General features: G+C 59.6%; 17 protein-coding genes. 6 read left to right on the top strand and 11 right to left on the bottom strand.

Annotation, left to right across the window (positions count from 1 at the left end; translation table 11 throughout):
* Positions 1–10: 10 nt before the first annotated feature.
* Positions 11–859, bottom strand: coding sequence for an oxidoreductase (locus ACDK93_RS08170; RefSeq protein WP_458072097.1), 849 nt, complete (start codon positions 857–859; stop codon positions 11–13).
* A 72-nt stretch (positions 860–931) separates the two neighbouring features.
* Here ACDK93_RS08170 and ACDK93_RS08165 point away from each other — a divergent pair, with 72 nt between their 5' ends.
* Positions 932–1,324, top strand: coding sequence for a MerR family transcriptional regulator (locus ACDK93_RS08165; RefSeq protein WP_458072096.1), 393 nt, complete (start codon positions 932–934; stop codon positions 1,322–1,324).
* Between the two features lie 66 nt (positions 1,325–1,390).
* On the opposite strand, the gene ACDK93_RS08160 is transcribed toward ACDK93_RS08165, so the two are convergent.
* Complete coding sequence (locus ACDK93_RS08160) at positions 1,391–2,071, bottom strand: hypothetical protein (protein ID WP_458072095.1); 681 nt, start codon at positions 2,069–2,071, stop codon at positions 1,391–1,393.
* Positions 2,072–2,369: 298 nt separating this feature from the next.
* On the opposite strand from ACDK93_RS08160, the gene ACDK93_RS08155 reads away from it, so the two are divergent.
* The 3 genes from ACDK93_RS08155 (at position 2,370) to ACDK93_RS08145 (ending at position 5,497) form a co-directional block, all read left to right on the top strand.
* Positions 2,370–3,569 (top strand): M48 family metalloprotease, encoded by a 1,200-nt coding sequence (locus ACDK93_RS08155; RefSeq protein WP_458072094.1) that lies wholly within the window; start codon positions 2,370–2,372, stop codon positions 3,567–3,569.
* 100 nt (positions 3,570–3,669) lie between these two features.
* Positions 3,670–4,323, top strand: coding sequence for a glutathione S-transferase family protein (locus tag ACDK93_RS08150; RefSeq protein ID WP_458072093.1), 654 nt, complete (start codon positions 3,670–3,672; stop codon positions 4,321–4,323).
* A gap of 1,012 nt (positions 4,324–5,335) precedes the next feature.
* The gene (locus ACDK93_RS08145; protein WP_458072092.1) at positions 5,336–5,497 is read left to right on the top strand and encodes a hypothetical protein; all 162 of its coding nucleotides are present in this window, start codon (positions 5,336–5,338) and stop codon (positions 5,495–5,497) included.
* A 188-nt stretch (positions 5,498–5,685) separates the two neighbouring features.
* Here the strand turns inward: ACDK93_RS08145 and ACDK93_RS08140 are convergent, their stop codons facing one another.
* The 8 genes from ACDK93_RS08140 to ACDK93_RS08105 all read right to left on the bottom strand — a co-directional run bounded on the left by ACDK93_RS08140 (position 5,686) and on the right by ACDK93_RS08105 (position 10,445).
* Positions 5,686–6,234 carry a YdeI/OmpD-associated family protein gene (locus ACDK93_RS08140; protein WP_458072391.1) on the bottom strand — a complete coding sequence of 183 codons (549 nt, stop codon included), beginning with the start codon at positions 6,232–6,234 and terminating at the stop codon, positions 5,686–5,688.
* An 85-nt stretch (positions 6,235–6,319) separates the two neighbouring features.
* A complete protein-coding gene (locus tag ACDK93_RS08135) occupies positions 6,320–6,562 on the bottom strand; it encodes a hypothetical protein (RefSeq protein ID WP_458072091.1) in 243 nt (80 codons plus the stop codon).
* A 244-nt stretch (positions 6,563–6,806) separates the two neighbouring features.
* On the bottom strand, positions 6,807–7,208 hold the full coding sequence (locus tag ACDK93_RS08130) for a VOC family protein (RefSeq protein ID WP_458072090.1): 402 nt from the start codon (positions 7,206–7,208) through the stop codon (positions 6,807–6,809).
* 118 nt (positions 7,209–7,326) lie between these two features.
* Positions 7,327–7,884, bottom strand: coding sequence for a DUF6933 domain-containing protein (locus ACDK93_RS08125; RefSeq protein ID WP_458072089.1), 558 nt, complete (start codon positions 7,882–7,884; stop codon positions 7,327–7,329).
* 93 nt (positions 7,885–7,977) lie between these two features.
* Positions 7,978–8,133 (bottom strand): hypothetical protein, encoded by a 156-nt coding sequence (locus ACDK93_RS08120; RefSeq protein ID WP_458072088.1) that lies wholly within the window; start codon positions 8,131–8,133, stop codon positions 7,978–7,980.
* Between the two features lie 24 nt (positions 8,134–8,157).
* Positions 8,158–8,358 (bottom strand): DUF2784 family protein, encoded by a 201-nt coding sequence (locus tag ACDK93_RS08115; protein WP_458072087.1) that lies wholly within the window; start codon positions 8,356–8,358, stop codon positions 8,158–8,160.
* Positions 8,359–8,617: 259 nt separating this feature from the next.
* Complete coding sequence (locus ACDK93_RS08110; RefSeq protein WP_458072086.1) at positions 8,618–9,343, bottom strand: LytR/AlgR family response regulator transcription factor; 726 nt, start codon at positions 9,341–9,343, stop codon at positions 8,618–8,620.
* Positions 9,336–10,445 (bottom strand): sensor histidine kinase, encoded by a 1,110-nt coding sequence (locus ACDK93_RS08105; protein ID WP_458072085.1) that lies wholly within the window; start codon positions 10,443–10,445, stop codon positions 9,336–9,338. The genes ACDK93_RS08110 and ACDK93_RS08105 overlap by 8 nt, the downstream gene beginning before the upstream one ends.
* 29 nt (positions 10,446–10,474) lie before the next feature.
* On the opposite strand from ACDK93_RS08105, the gene ACDK93_RS08100 reads away from it, so the two are divergent.
* Both ACDK93_RS08100 and ACDK93_RS08095 read left to right on the top strand, forming a co-directional pair.
* The gene (locus tag ACDK93_RS08100; protein ID WP_458072084.1) at positions 10,475–11,716 is read left to right on the top strand and encodes a serine hydrolase domain-containing protein; all 1,242 of its coding nucleotides are present in this window, start codon (positions 10,475–10,477) and stop codon (positions 11,714–11,716) included.
* A gap of 30 nt (positions 11,717–11,746) precedes the next feature.
* Positions 11,747–12,136: a hypothetical protein gene (locus ACDK93_RS08095; protein WP_458072083.1), complete on the top strand. Its 390-nt coding sequence runs from the start codon at positions 11,747–11,749 to the stop codon at positions 12,134–12,136.
* Between the two features lie 516 nt (positions 12,137–12,652).
* On the opposite strand, the gene ACDK93_RS08090 is transcribed toward ACDK93_RS08095, so the two are convergent.
* Positions 12,653–15,763 (bottom strand): HsdR family type I site-specific deoxyribonuclease, encoded by a 3,111-nt coding sequence (locus ACDK93_RS08090; RefSeq protein ID WP_458072082.1) that lies wholly within the window; start codon positions 15,761–15,763, stop codon positions 12,653–12,655.
* Positions 15,764–15,861: the final 98 nt, after the last annotated feature.

The following is a 15,861-nucleotide window of genomic DNA, read 5'->3' as shown; positions in this document are numbered from 1 at the left end:
AGCCTGCGATTCACGCTGCGTTTTCGACCATACGCATCAGCCCGTCAAACGCCCGATCGCTGAGTAACCTTCGCAAGAACAGAATCTGGCGCGCACCGCCGCCGGTGGCGTAACGCGTGCGGGGTCGACGCGCGCGCAGCGCGCGGGCGATGGTAGCGGCGACCACGCCGGGCTCTGAAACCATTTTTGAGGTTTCGCCGGATTCGAACAATCGAGCATGTGCCTTTGCCTGCTCGGCGTAGGCCGTGTGGCCGGAGCGCTGAAGCAGGCTCTCCTTGGCAATGCCCGTCCATTCGGTGCGGATTGCGCCGGGCTCGATAACCACCACGTCGATGCCGAAGGGCGCGAGCTCCATCCGCAGGCAATCGCTCAAGCCTTCAACGGCAAACTTGGTGGCGTGGTACCAGCTGCCCAGCGGTTCGTGCATCTTGCCGCCGATCGAAGTGATGTTGACGATGCAGCCGCTACCCTGCGCACGCATTATCGGCGTGCTCAGCTGGATCAGTCGGGCCAGCCCGAACACATTGACCTCGAACTGGCGGCGGCCCTCGTCCAGGGGCACGTCCTCCAGCGCCCCGTAGGAACCGTAGCCGGCGTTATTGACCAGCACATCGATTCGCCCTTCCGCGTTTCGGATCGCATCCACCACCGCCACGATCGACGCATCGTCAGTCAGGTCCAGCGACAGCAGCCGCGCTCCGGCGGTGCTCAATGCCTGCATGCGTTCAAGCCGACGTGCAGCCGCATAAACGACGTAGCCGTCCTCCAACAGGCGCTGTGCTGTCGCTTCGCCGATGCCGGACGATGCGCCCGTAATCAGTGCAACCCTCTTTCTTGCGTGGATATTGTTTATCGTCATGGCGCATGCTCTTGGGATTCGTCGGCCAGCACTCTAAACTAGGGCCTATACCCCCAAGTCAAGAGGTGCCGCATGCTTATCGCCGACTTCTGTCGCCGCGCCGACCTTACCCGCGATGCGGTGCGGCTTTACGTCAAGCTCGGCTTGTTCACGCCGAACGTGGGGCACAGCGCAAGCAATCGCTATCAGCAGTTCAGCGACGCCGATCTGGATCGCGCTGCAGTCATTCGCACCGCGCAGCAGCTCGGCTTCACGCTCAAGCAGATCGTCACGTTCAACCTCGAGTACGCGGCGGGCGCCATGGATCGCAAGCGCAAGCTGGACATCATGCGTGCGCAGCTCGAAGCGGTCGAACTGAAGGCCGAACGCATTCGCGCGATGAAAAAGTATCTGCGCGCCAAGATTGCGTGGCTGGAAGGCGGCGAGCGCGGCGCCGAACCGGTGTTCTGCCGTGTACGAGGTTAAGCAGGCCAGCCGAACCGGTTTCGCCTCTCAAAAAACGGACAACCAACCGTCTTGGGGATGACATTTCTAGTTCTCATGATCCACGTGCATGCGCCGGATGCGTACCGTGCTTCCGCCTTCGTAGGTCACCACATAAGTCGAGCCCTCATGCGTCTCTCGCGCAACGTGCACAGGGTCGGCCTGGATCGATTTCTGTACTTCGTCCTGATGAAAGGCGGACAGATCGCCTTCGGGAATAAGCATCAGCGGCGGGCTGATTTGCTGGAAGCTGGTGAAGTGGCCGCCGCACTTGACCGTGCTCGACTCGAACATCAGCCGGCCCTGGCCGCAGCTCGCGCCGGAGACTTCCGGCAGGCGCTTGAGCCAGATGAAATACTTGTTCACGTGGATGATCCAGACGCGATTCCGTCGAGCGTCCTCCCCACCGACGTCGTCTGATTTCCAGAAGCGCACCAGCGAAGCCTCGTGGCAGTCGGCGGCTGCGCATTCCTGCAGCACCAGATATTCGTCGTCCTGCAGATGGACCGGCTCGATGCTGAGAATGTCGTCCTTCACCAGCGCCTGCACGGGAAAAACCACCGACGGCACGCGGGGATCGACCTTGAAATCGCCAGAAATCAGATAGCCGCTGTGTTGCGACGAGTACTTCTGCGAAGTCACCTTCACTGCGGGCAAATTGGTTTGCGCCGAGGCGACGAAACTCGCCAGACTCAGACTGCCTAGCCACAGGATACGTGCGGGTTTCATCGGCACTCCTACCGTGGACGAAACAGCTTTTGTTACGGTGCGCGGCGGCGCATGGCAGCGCCAGCAGATCAAGAATTCTTCGCACCAGATGGTCAACGATAAATAATGCTAGGGACAAAGCGCGCGACGCATACTTTGCCAACGAGGCATTGTTGACGCCGCTCCGGCCAAAATTTCCCCGACATCGGTTCACCTAGAAAAATCAGAACACTATTCCACTAGCAAGTGGCGTCAACGCCCGCCTTACCCTAGACTCGTGCGGCGCGTCGGGGGACGCGAATAACAGGGGAGAAAACAAGTGACTGAACTCGTCTACAGGAACGAGACGACGCTGCGTGCCATCGCGCTGGCGCTGTCGATCATCATCTGGCTCGCACTGCTGGTCGGCACCGTGGGCGCCGTCATTGTCTATGTGCTGTTGTTTGCGTTATTTGCGGTGGTTGCGCACTCGGCACTCATCGCCCACCTGCGCGGCAACGCCGTACGCATCAGTGCGAAACAGATGCCCGATCTCTATCAGCGGCTTTACCGCTGTGCCGCGCAATTGGGCGTGCAGCCGGTGCCCGATGCCTATCTGATCAACGGCAATGGCCTGTTGAATGCCTTTGCCACACGTTTTCTTGGAAGAAACTTTGTGGTGCTGCTCTCCGATGTTGTGGACAGCATGGAGGAACGTCCGGGCGCGCTGGATTTCTACATTGGCCACGAGCTGGGCCATCTGAAGCGCAAGCACCTTACCTGGGGCAAGATTCTTGCTCCGGCGCTGTTCCTGCCCTTGATTGGCGCCGCGTATTCGCGGGCTCGCGAGTACACCTGCGATCGCCACGGGCTGGCCGTCTGCGAGAATCCCGAAGACGCACAGTTCGGACTGGCCGCGCTCGCTGCAGGAAAGCGGCGCTGGAAGAATGTCGACCTTCAGGAATTCAGCGCGTCGGCTGCCATCAGCCCCGGCTTCTGGATGTCGCTGCACGAACTGGTCGGCGACTACCCCTGGCTCAACAAGCGTCAGGCGTGGCTACGCGCGTTGCCCGAAAACGGCAAGCCTCGCCTGGGCAAACGCAATCCCTTCGCCTTCTTTTTCAGCATGCTGTTGCCGCGTGTTCCAGGGCTGGGCATTGGAGGTGGCGTTATCGTGGTCGCTTATGTCGCGATTCTTGCGGCGATCGCCATCCCTGCCTACCAGGACTATATAAATCGTACGGCGGCCATGACGGCCACTACCGAAAGCTTGCCGTACCGCACGGCCATTGTCAGCTACGCCATCAGCCACCAGCAATGGCCTACCTCGCTAGATCAGATCGGGCTCAGCGCTCCCGTTGCCGATCGCACGATCGAAACGGTAGAGCTGCAGTCCAATGGTCAACTGCAATTGAACTTCAAGGCGCCGACCCTGCACCAGCATCCGCTGCTGTTTACACCGACTGTCGAGCGTGGAAGCATCACCTGGCGCTGCAGTAGCGACATGCCAGCCAAGTGGTTGCCGCCCTCCTGCAAGTAAGAATGGCCCGGGGGCAGAGTCGCCCTTTCAGACGCACGCATCGAAGCCTGCGCTCTGCCCCGTTTTTCCCATGGCCACATGCGATCACCGGAGCCTTGTCATGATCCCCACCATCACCGCTTTTGAAACGTCCCCCGACCGCGGTCAGGGCCTCGCGCGCGACATGCGCGTGCGTTGGGCGCTGGAAGAGACAGGCCAGCCTTACGAGGTTCGGCTGGTTTCGTTCACGGCGATGAAGGAGCCTGCACATTGCCTGCTGCATCCTTTCGGCCAGATTCCCACCTACGAAGAAGGCGATCTCGTACTGTTCGAGTCGGGGGCCATCGTGCTGCATATCGCGGAGCATCATGCGGGCCTGCTGCCCAACGAGACGAACGCGCGAGCCCGCGCGATCGCGTGGATGTTTGCCGCGGTCAACACCGTGGAGCCGCCGATACTCGAGCTGGTCACCGCCAGGTTTCTTGAGGGCGACAAGCCCTGGAGCAAGGAGCGTTTACCGCTCATCCAGGATCGTATCCGTAACCGGCTGAGTTTATTGTCCGATCGACTGAGCGACGCCGACTGGCTCGACGGCGCATTCAGCGCTGGCGACCTCATGATGGTCGGGGTGCTGCTGCGCTTGAAAGTCTCAGGCCTGTTGAACGAATTTCCGAACCTGGCCGCCTACGTTGCACGTGCCGAGGCGCGCCCCGCATTCAAACAAGCCTTCGCTGCTCAGTTGGCGGTATTTACTGGCCAATCCACAGCCGGCTGACGAGGACTCGTTCACGTCGATAGCATTCTTGCATGCGTCGATTTTCTCTCAACTCCCCGACGTGCTCGACGGGCGAGTACCGCAAACATGCGCCGTCGCTCCTGTCTACCGCAGCGGTTTTTGCGCACCTCAAATGAAGGCAGGCGCGACAGTTCTTCGTTATGCCTTGTTCACCCGGCGCACATCGGTACGCCAAAGCGCACGGCGTGTTGGCAAGCTCGTTGTACTTGATCTTGCTGAAGTTGAAGTCCACTTCGATACCGCGCCCCTGTTAGGGGCTTCGCTTTGCAAGGAATGAAACAGTGCATGACAGCGGCGGTTGCTGCTGCAAACGAAGCGCAAGACGCTGCCATCAGTGGCGGCGCGCAGACCCCGCGTCATACGATCAAGCGCTATACCAGCAGCATATTGCCCATGGTCATGACACTGATCAGCACGCAGGCGCCGAACAGGCTGCGCAGCATCAGGGTTTCGATTTCGAATTTCATGGCGGGTCTCCGGGAATGAGGAAGAAGCTTGCGGGAAGAGATATCGCAAGCACCGTGCCAAGAGCGTCATATGTCGAAAGCCGCGCCACCACGCCGTTTTTTCGCTGATCGCCGACAGAACATAGTCGTCCGCGGACACTTCGCGCGGACAACGGACGCTGCAAACACACTGATCTCGCAGCCACACGGGGCTGACGGAGCAGATGGACCTTCGCTCTATCGCTAAATGAGCAGCGGCAGGTCGCATTGACGATGGCCTGATGATTGCCTACGCCTGGCGACGAGGGCAAACGTCCCGCTATATCGATGCGTGTAGTTGCCAGTCGACGAACCCACCGATATCGATAAGCGATGGATGGAAAAAACCATCCGGCATTGGTAGATACCGCATTGACGCAAGCGTGCATGCACTCCACCGACCCGCCCGCCGGCCACCGCGCGTTCCATGCTGCTGGTCGGCGGCCATCCCCGCCGCTCGCTCGGCCGCCATGCCTGCGTTCCAGCATTCCAGCTCAGCACGGCCCATGGCGCTGGTGGTCGCGCTAGCGATCTACTTCAGCTATCGACACATCGTGAATGCGAAAGCCGTGCTCTGGGACCGGGCGCAAGCCAGCCCCTTGGGCATCCTGCAATCGCGCATACGCACGTTCATGCCGTGGCGGATGTACTTGACGACGTCGAAGTAACAGATCGTCTACAAAGTATCGGCGCACGACGAAACCACTCATCGCATCCGTGGTGCCTGGGTGCGTCTGGGCACGCGCGTTTGGGTTGTCATGGAAGACGATGCGATTCAGTGCGACGCTATCACCGCTGAACTCCGCGGCTCGTGGGACGTTCGATTGCTGCGATAGCCGACTCGATTGAATCACGCTTAGTCTGCCGCCTCGGGCGCGCTGAGGCTTTTGCTGTAAAAGCCCGACGGATCGAAACAGCACACGCGCTTTTTCCCCGACGACAGCATGTCGCACGCGCTTTCCACGCGGGTTTTTCGTGTCTTGGCCTGCTTGGCAGACTCGATCCAGTGGATCCAGTCGACACGTGCGATGGTCGTCGTGGCCCTCCAGGCCGCCGTTGCGGCTGGAGACGCCGCGAGGGCGTCCCGCAAATCGTCCGGCAACGGCGGCTCCGGTTCGGGATCGGCACGGGATATGGCAACCGTCACGACGTCGCCGATCGCTGCGCCCGCCGCCTTGCCCAGTTCATTGCTGACCTTGAGCCAGTGGCTGAGCTGGCCGTCCGGTTCGAGCGTCGCTCGAAACGGGCTCCCGTTGATGGTGCCATCGACCGATGTTCTGCCACGCCTGGGCAGCAGGTCGCTCGCTGACTTTGGCAAAACCAGAAAAGCCCACAAACCGTCTTTTCCGGGTTTCGCAGGGCGAAGGAGCCTCGCCTTGAACGCAGACGTGCCTGATTCTGTCATCTCGATGACCTCCGACGCTTCGCTCGCATTCGGTGACGGCAATCCCGATCGGCTTGAGAGACCATTCGCCTATTCGCCTATTCGCCTATTCGCCTTCCGCAGCCCGCTGCACGAGCTCCCTGAGCTTGATCGCACGCAGCTGCTCACACTTTTTCAAACCTTCCCGCGCCTCCTTGATCACCTCGAATGCCAGGTTCTGGCTGGTGTGGTGCCGCTTCGCATCGATGGCCGCATCCAGGCGCTGTTGTGCAGCGCGGATCGCTTTATCGACACGATACGAAGGCGCATGCGGGTTCGTAGTGAGGGGCGGCTCGTAGTTTTTTGCCATGGCGTGTCTTCGTGATCAGATCGGCACGATAGCCGAGTTGGACCGGAGCCGGTTGCCCTGCCTCGAGCCGCATTTCGGACTATCAGTGCTTCCCTTCCTACGTACTGGCGCTATTCTGTTGAAAGGTCAGCGATGCTCTTTATGCGACTAAGCCTGTCCTCACGGTATAACGCAGACCTCATCCCCTACGCCGTGCAACCCAAGCCGCAGCTGTTGAACCAACACCTGTAGGCTATGTGGCCGACTACTGTGCCGGCGTGCCCGTCATGTGCAGAACGCCCCAGCCATGGCCGTCCAGATCGATAAAGCTGTGCGTGTACATGAAGCCGAAATCTTCCGGCTCGTCGTAGGTGGTCCCGCCGGCAGCCAGGGCCTTGGCGACGAGACTGTCGACCTCTTCGCGGCTTTCGCAACCGATGGAGAGCAGCACTTCGACAGCCTTGCTGGTGTCGCAGATTTCCTTGGGCGTAAAAACCCGAAACTGGGCGTGCGTCGTCAACATCAGGCTGATCGTGTCGCTGATGACGAAGCCGGCGCCGTCGTCACTGGTGAACTCCGGCTTGAGCGCAAAGCCCAAGGCCGTGAAGAATGCGATGGACCTTGGCAGGTCGGCGACTGGAAGGTTGATGAACAGCTGTTTGCTCATGAATTTCCCCTTGCGTGGCTGGTGCGGTCAGAAGACGGGTATCAGCAGCTAGCGGAACATTTCGCAGGCCGCGCGAAGCATGTCTCCCACACCTTATCAGCGTTCAGTGCAGCAGTGGCTAATCCGTAGGCCTGAAGGGGAGCACCTGCGCTGCCGGCTGCAGACGCTGCCGCAGCAAGTCGAGCGGACGGTGATATTCCATGTTGTGGCGTTCGTTACGGCCCAGCGCGGGGTGCTTGAACAGGCCATCCCATTCTTGCGCCGCAACCTCCGGCAGCGAGCGGTTGCTGTGTTCCAGCGCCATCCAGAACGCAAACTTGCGCTGATTGAGCGACGACAGCAGGCTGCGGTCGCGGGTGGAGCCGAAGGCGAATCCGGCATGGAAACCCGCCAGCTCGGCATCCACGCCCGTACCCCGCAGGCCAACGTGATTGCTGATCGCCGCGAACTGCAGCAACGCGCGCTCGTGGAGCCCGCGCAGGCCGGCGGCATCGCCCGGGAGCACCAGCACGGCGCCGGTGGCCGCATTGAGCATCACCACGAACGGCTGCCGTCGCCAGGAATCAATATCGGCATACCACTCACCCAGCGGGTTGGCCTGCGGCGCCGGCTCCGGCGGTTTGGCCGGTTGCCTCAAGCGCTTGAGCAGCTTGGCGGTGCAGCGAAGTACGGTCATGCAAACCTCAAGAAATGGCCATCATCCTGGGAGATCGTGTCAGGGAAAAGCGCTCTGGTCGCCAAATAGGAATTACCCCCGACACCTTTCCCGCTACACCGTCCGGCGCGATCGCCACTTACCTGGCCGCACCCATACCCACAGTGCAATCACATACACGAAGACCGTGCCATACGCGACGGCAAAGACCCGCAGCGGTAAATCCCAGTAGATCAAACCGTTGATCCACTGCTCGATCAGCGGCTGCATGTGCGTGGTTCCGGAAAGATCGTCCTACCAGATGGTCAGAAAGCACGCACGCCCCAGCATGGCCTGAACCGCTACGACGGCGAAGCTGAGCAGGTGCACCAGCCGCCACCAGAATTGACGCACCCGACGCCAGCTGCGACACGCGCCGAACGGAATCAGCACCAAGCCCGCCACGTTGAACGCAATGATCGCGAGGTGTAGCGCAAGCACGATGATCGCGGCCATTAAAATCCTGAGGTGTTGTCAGAACAGAACGGTCGAACAAAGGGAGATTACGTAAGCTTACCCGGCAGTTCTAGCGTCAGGGGTAATCGTCTTCGCGTCGGTGCCGCAGCGCCATCACCGTCCCAGTTTTGCCATCCTTGATTTCAAACAGCGCGCCGGCGTTAGACCCGCACATCGACCACCCCGAAATAGTTCAAACGGCCGGAAGTGAACCTGACCTCGTTTTGCCAGACATCGTTTTGCCATGCTCCGCTGCAGCTCAGCATGCGCCCGCGAGCAGCGATCTCACGGCGTCCAGATAACTTCGTCCGATTCGCATCCGCTCACCCTGCGAAAGCATCGCACTCCAGACGCCACCGCCGTCGTGATGCAAGCCTGTAATCAGATCTTTGCGCACGATCGCCGATCGGTGGATGCGCACAAAATTTAGCGGATCAAGCCGGCCGGCCATGACATCCATCGTGGCGCGCAGCAGATACGAACGGCCGTCCACCTCGATATTTACATAATCGCGTTCCGCCGTGACGCATTCGATAGCTGCAAGCAACACGCGCTTCAACTGGGACCTCATCGGCACCCAGATGTACTCCTCGGCGGGGGCTTGTCCCGCCGTTTGGCGTACCGCGCGGACCCGATCGAGCATCACCGCAAATCGCTGATCGACGATAGGCTTGAGCAGATAATCCACCGCGCCCACATCGAACGCCGTCAGGGCATATCCCTCGAAGGCGGTGGTGAAAACAATGGCAGGTGAGTAAGGCAATTCGACCATGCGTCGTGCCGCCGCCATGCCACCCATGCCGGGCATCGCGATGTCGAGCAGCACCAGGTCCGGGCGCAGTTGCTCGGTCAGTTCGATGGCCGCCTCACCCATGCCAGCCTCACCCACCACGGCCACGGCTTGCTCGGCGCAGATGACGCGCAGCAGGTCGCGCGCGGGCGATTCGTCATCAACGATCAACAGCCTCAGCCGTGGATCAGCCATGCAAGGGCACCGTAAGCGACGATCGCCAGCCAGCCAACGTCGGCCCCACCGACAGCTCACCCGCCCCGCCGTAGCGGGTGGCAAGGCGCGCACGCACGTTGACCAGGCCAATACCCGTACCGGAGGCTGGCAGCGGCATCGTGCTGAGAGCGCCGCCGTCATCCTCGACGGACAGCTCGATCGCATCGTTGCCGCACCGTCGTGCGGTAATGCTGATCCGGACCGGCCGCGAGTTGCGCGCCACGGCGTACTTCACCGCGTTCTCCACCAGCGGCTGCAGGACCAGCGGCGGCACGGGAACATCGTAGAGCTCATCGGGCACATCCCACACGACGTCCAGCCGATCACCAAAGCGCGCCCGCTCGATCGCAAGGTAAAGCCGCTGCATCTCGATTTCGTCGCCCAGAGAAATATCCTCAGTCAGTTCGGCACCCAGCCCGGCCCGGAAAAACGCAGCCAGGTCACCGATCATCGCGCGCGCTGGTTTGGTTTCCCCGCGTGCGACCAGCGACGACAGCGCATTCAACGCGTTGAACAGGAAATGTGGATCCACCTGCATGCGCAGCATGGCGAGCCGGGCCTCGCGCGATTCCGCGGCGGAGTCCGCCGCGGCGCGTTCGGCCGCGCGTACCTCGGAGACGTAACTCATCGCGAGATAGAACGCCGCCCAGGCGGCGAAGAAAAAATACCAGGTAACTAGCCCATCGGCGATCGCCGTAACAATGACGTCATGGGGATCCCAGCGCGCCAGATCGCCGGCGACCGAGGGCACCGGAAACCAGCGGTAAAACACCAGCGTGTTCAGTATCGCAAAGGTGATGGTCACCGGCACGGCGAGCGCAAAGGCCAGCGCTGATCGGATAGGCAGCGAGCGCCGCCCCAGTCGATCCAGCGCGAGGTGAATAAGCAGAGTCAGCAGCATGCCAACCGCGAACAGCGCGCAGCGGCGAATGAACATGCCGGACTGATCCGGCCAACCCATCGCGGCCGCGCGTGCCGTCACCAATACGAGCCACACCGCCCAGAAGCCCAGAACAGATAGCCGCGCCACGCGCCGCGGCACGTGGGCGGGAGCGTCGAAACGGAGGGCGCGATCGGACATGAGAACGACGCTATCCGATTGCTCACGACGTGGCAAACCTCAGCACAGGCAACGCCTGCCGCACCCACACGACGCTCGTCGCAACATCCGTGACAGCCCTCGGCTTTTTCGATTCACTGGCCCCAACCGCCAGGAGTCGCGCCATGAATAGGATCGCCAGAATCAGCCTCGCCGCCTGCATTGCCGCCCTCTCCTCCGGCGTCACCAACGCACAAACGCCCCCGTTGGCCTCGGCCGCCACACGCGTCATGGCGGTCGCCCGAGCACGCCATCTGGCGGGAGAAATCGCAGTGGCCGATCGGTCAGGGCCAGTGATCGATCGAGTGACTGGACTTGCCGATCGCCAAACGCAGAAACCCCATCGGCCGGGCGCTCGCTGGCTGTGGGCCTCGGTCACCAAGCAGGTGACGGCCGTGCTGGTGATGCAGCAGGTAGAGACAGGAGCCCTGTCGCTGGACGGTACCGTTCACCGTTACCTGCCCGATTTTCGGGGCTCGAGCAGTGACGGGGTAACCATCCGCCAGTTGCTTCAGCATCTATCCGGCCTGCCCAACCCCGACGATACCCCGCCCGACGCCGGTGGCGTCCCCGACTTTTACAACGACACTGGCGCCACGATAGGCGATACCGCCAGATCGCTCGGCTTCTGCGCCGGGACACCCAAGGCCGCGCAGGGTGCGGGTTTTGCCTATAACAACTGCGACTATCTGGTGCTCGGCGCGATCCTCGAACGCGTGACCGGCGAACCGTATGCCCGTCTGGTCGCCGACCGCATCGCTCGCCCGCTGGGGCTGCATTCGCTCACGCTCGCTGCCGATGGCGCTGTGCGCGGCGGCGGCGCGGCGGTCGGTTACACCGCCGAAGGGAAACCGTATCCCACCATCAATGTCGCGACCTTTGGCGCAGCCGGCGCGCTCACCGGCACGGCACGCGATCTTGTGGCGCTGGATCGCGCGCTAATGGCCGGCGCGCTTATCAAACCCGAAACACGGGAGCTTTTGTGGCAAGGCAATCCCAAGCTCGGCTACGAGGCGCTGGGTGTCTGGTCCTTCCCCGCGCGGCTTGCCGGATGCGCCGCACCGGTGTCGTTGATCGAACGACGCGGCGACGTCGGCGGCATCCAGGTGCGTAACGTCATTGCACCGCAATCCGGTCGCTCGATCGCCGTATTCACCAACGACGACACGCTTGATTTCGGCGAGGTCTGGCAAGGCAAAGGCCTCGCCTACGACCTGCTGTCAGCCGCCTTCTGCCCACCCGTCAAATCCTGACCCGCCCATCCACGCTCAGAGGAACAAGCCATGATCCGCACCCTGCTCTCGATCGCCCTCGCACTCACCGTCGCAATGCCCGCGCTGGCGCAGACCGACGATCACGGCGCCAGCCAGCTCAACGGCAACTGGACGCTGGACCTGCGCCCTACCAACAGCGCACCCGCGTACATCAAATCGATGAAACTGGCCATTACGCCCGCGGGCGTGGTCGGTGGTGAGTTCTACGATCACGACATTGAGGACGGTCGCGCGTTCGATGCCAAGGGACGTGCCTGCTTTGCATTCCACACCTCGGACAACACCGGACCCTATCAAACGTCGGGATGCCGGGTCGGCGACCATATCGAGGGACAAAGCTGGTCCGAAGGTCGCCATTTTCTGCTGACCTGGACGGCAACGCGCCCCGCCTCGCCATAAATTCCGGATAAAACCGGGGTCAGAGTGGACTGTTCCGAGTGGCCCGGTCGAGGGGCGCTGACAGAAACCACGGGCTAAAGCAGGCACGCTGAGTTTCTTTGGCAAGGAGCGCGCATGCCACGCAGGCCACGGCTCGACCTCCCCGGCATTCCCCAGCATCTCGTCCAATGCGGCAATACCAGACAAAGGGGTCAGGTTCATTTTGCTAGCCGAATCAAATGAACCTGACCCTGAGGTTTCCCCACGAATCTCCTCGATCAATCAACACGTTGCGCGCGGACTGAAGAAACAGTGCGCGCATGATGCTGTCATTCCTCACGGGTTACGATGCCAGCTGGGGGTGCCGGCATGAAAACGTGGGGAACCCTCAGAACCTGGCCCATTATTTATCTTTGACACGTTATTTATCAGCCAAAAAGAAAGGGCCGAAGTGAGTTGGCCCTTATTTTTGGCCCCTGTTTTTCCGCTACAGAAAACGCACTACGAGCCAGCCCCTATTTCGCATTCTCGACTTCATCAGACCTGACCGCCTACACCCTTGAATTTTTCAACAAACGCAGCGATTTTTTGGAAGACGCTTTGCTTTTTCGTGAGGTATTGCGGATTGAGCGGGCTCATCTTGGGCAGAATGGCGTTGAGCTCCGTACCGTTGTCAGTGGCGAATTCCCGCTTGAGCGAGGCGGTGATGTAACGCTTAGCCGCTTCCGCATTCAAGCTCTCATCATCGATTAGCTCTTGCGCCTCACGCTGTTGTTCTACTTGGGCAAAGCTAAAGAAAGCATCGATCACATTAGCCTTGTCGCGAATTTGATCCAGATCGGTTTGATTGATGAAATCAACCAACAAGCTTTCTTTGGCCCGGTTGCCCAAGCTGGCACGAATCACCCGTCTGACATCTTCAACCAATGCCGCTTTATCTCTAACCTTTTTATTGTTTTCAAAAATCAATTCCAGAATGTAATCCAGGTTGATTTCCTGCGACTTAAGCAGGTCTATCTCGAACACCACGTCATCCCAGTCGATGTTCGACTGGTTTTTGTCGTTGCCCGCTTTTTCACGCCGCAGCCAATCCCGGATGTCATTATAGGTTGAACGGTAATCCTGAATTTTTCGTTCGGAGGGCATCCTGATGGCCTGGAGCGTGGCCATGTCCTCCTCGCTCAAGTGATGCTTGGCCTTGAAAACCTCGACAGCCTGCGGGTCGTTGATGTCGACATCCTGCAAGGCTTTCAGGCTGGCGAATTCATCGTAGTTCTGCAGCACGTTCTCCACGCGCAGGTATTCGCCGAATACCTTAACAAAGGCTTTTTTATCGGATTCCTTGACGATGTCCGTAGGGTCGGAAAAGCGTTGCTCCAACTCCGTCACAACATCCATAAACCCGCGCCGCGCTTCACCGGTGACTAAATCAGTGAAGCCCTCCATGTATTCCTTGTAGCTCTTCTCCAGCACCACGTTCTTGGTGTTCTTGTCACCAAACAGGGTGATGGCGTCGATGGTCGCCTGTTCCAGGTCGCGGAAGGTGACGATGTTGCCAAAGGTTTTGGTGGCGTCAAAAATGCGGTTGGTGCGCGAGTAGGCCTGCATCAGGCCGTGGTAGCGCAGGTTCTTGTCCACAAACAGCGTGTTCAGCGTAGGCGCATCGAAGCCGGTCAGGAACATACCCACCACAATCAGCAGGTCGATTTCCTTGGCTTTAACCTGCTTGGCCAGGTCGCGGTAATAGTTCTGGAAGCCATTGCTATCGACGCTAAAGTTGGTTTTGAACAGCGCGTTGTAGTCTGCGATGGCCGCGCTCAAAAACTCTTTGGCGCTGCTGTTCATGGCCGACACATCAAAACTTTCGTCCTGAATGTCGCCGACCGCATCCTGCTCCTCGTTGGCGGCAAACGAGAAAATGGTGGCCACCCTCAACGGCTTGTCACTGTTCTTCTGCAGTTGCCTGAAAGACTCGTAGTACAGCTTGGCGGCATCCACGCTGCTCACAGCAAACATGGCGTTGAAACCCTTGCTCCTATGAGCAGCGCCTGCCTGCAGGCGGTGGGTCTTCTGCCGGAAATTGTCCAGGATGTACTGGGTGATCTCGCGGATGCGATCGGGGTGTAGCAAGGCCTGCTTGTTTTCCGCCGCGCTCAGCTTTCTCTCGTCCTGCTCGGTCTCGATGGCTTTGAACTGGGGGCGCACATCGTTGTAGTCCACCTTGAACTTCAGCACCTTTTCGTCGCGAATGGCATCGGTGATCACATACGAATGCAGTTCGCGGCCAAACACGCTCGCCGTGGTTTCAGCGCCCAGCGCATTCTCGGGGAAGATCGGCGTGCCGGTAAAACCAAACTGGTAGAACTTCTTGAACTTCTTCTTCAGGTTCTTCTGCGCCTCGCCAAACTGGCTGCGATGGCATTCATCAAAAATGAACACCACCTGCTTGCCGTAGATGGGCAAGTCGACCTCACTCTTCATCAGGTTGTTGAGCTTCTGGATGGTGGTGACGACAATCTTGTTATCGTCCTTGTCCAGGTTGCGCTTGAGGCCAGCCGTGCTGTCAGAGCCGTTCACGCTGTCCGGTGAAAAACGCTGGTATTCCTTCATGGTCTGGTAGTCCAGATCCTTGCGGTCCACCACAAAGAACACCTTGTCGATGAAGTCCAGCTCGGTGACCAGCCTCGCCGCCTTGAAACTGGTCAGCGTCTTGCCCGAGCCGGTGGTGTGCCAGATGAAGCCGCCGCCCTCAATATCACTCCAGCACTTGGCCTGATAAGCACTCTTGATCTTCCACAGGATGCGCTCCGTGGCCGCAATCTGATACGGCCGCATCACCAGCAGCATGTTGCTGACATCGAACACCGAGTAGTGCAGCAATACATTGAGCAGCGTGTGCTTCTGAAAGAAAGTCGCGGCGAAGTCCTTGAGGTCCTTGATCAGGCTGTTGTCCGCCTTCGCCCAGTTCATGGTGAAGTCGAAGCTGTTTTTATTGCGCTGGGTAGTGTTGGCAAAGTACCGGCTGTCGGTGCCATTGGTAATCACGAACAGCTGCAAATACTTGAACAGGGAATACTCGCTGTTGAAGCTTTCCTTGCTGTAGCGGTGAACCTGATTGAAAGCCTCACGAATCGCCACGCCGCGCTTCTTCAGCTCTACCTGTACCAACGGCAGGCCATTGACCAGAATGCTCACGTCGTAGCGGTTGGCGTGACTGCCAGTCTGCTCAAACTGCTTGATCACCTGCACTTTGTTGCGGGCAATGTTCTTCTTGTCCAGCAGATAGATGTTCTTGATATGCCCATCGTCGAAGACAAAGTCATGCACGTAGTCGTCGTGAATCTTGCGGGTCTTTTCGACGATGCCATCGCTTGGCTTGTCCAGCCAGTTCTCGACAAAACGCAGCCACTCGCTATCTTCAAACGCCACGTCATTCAGTATTTGAAGTTGCTCACGCACGTTGGCCAGCAAGGCTTCAGGTGTTCTCAGTCCCTGCGGAGCCCCATACCCCTGATTGACCAAGTCTTGAATGAACTCACGCTCCAGATCGCCTTCGCTCTGGTAGCTCTCATTGACCTGCCATTCTTTTGTGTATTTGTCCAGAACGATGAAGTTCTTGGATTCGGCGATGGCCTTGTAGTCGTGCATGCTCTTCCCTTAGCTTTCAGTCTGCTGAAAGCGGTAGGTCTTGTTGAACTCATTCACCAAGTAACCCAACACCCGCTTGTCGTCATCTGTGAGTGCGG

It is taken from the genome of Rhodanobacter sp. BL-MT-08 (assembly GCF_054161255.1).
Note: the sequence above shows the minus strand (reverse complement) of the source record. Positions and strands in the feature narration are given on the sequence as shown.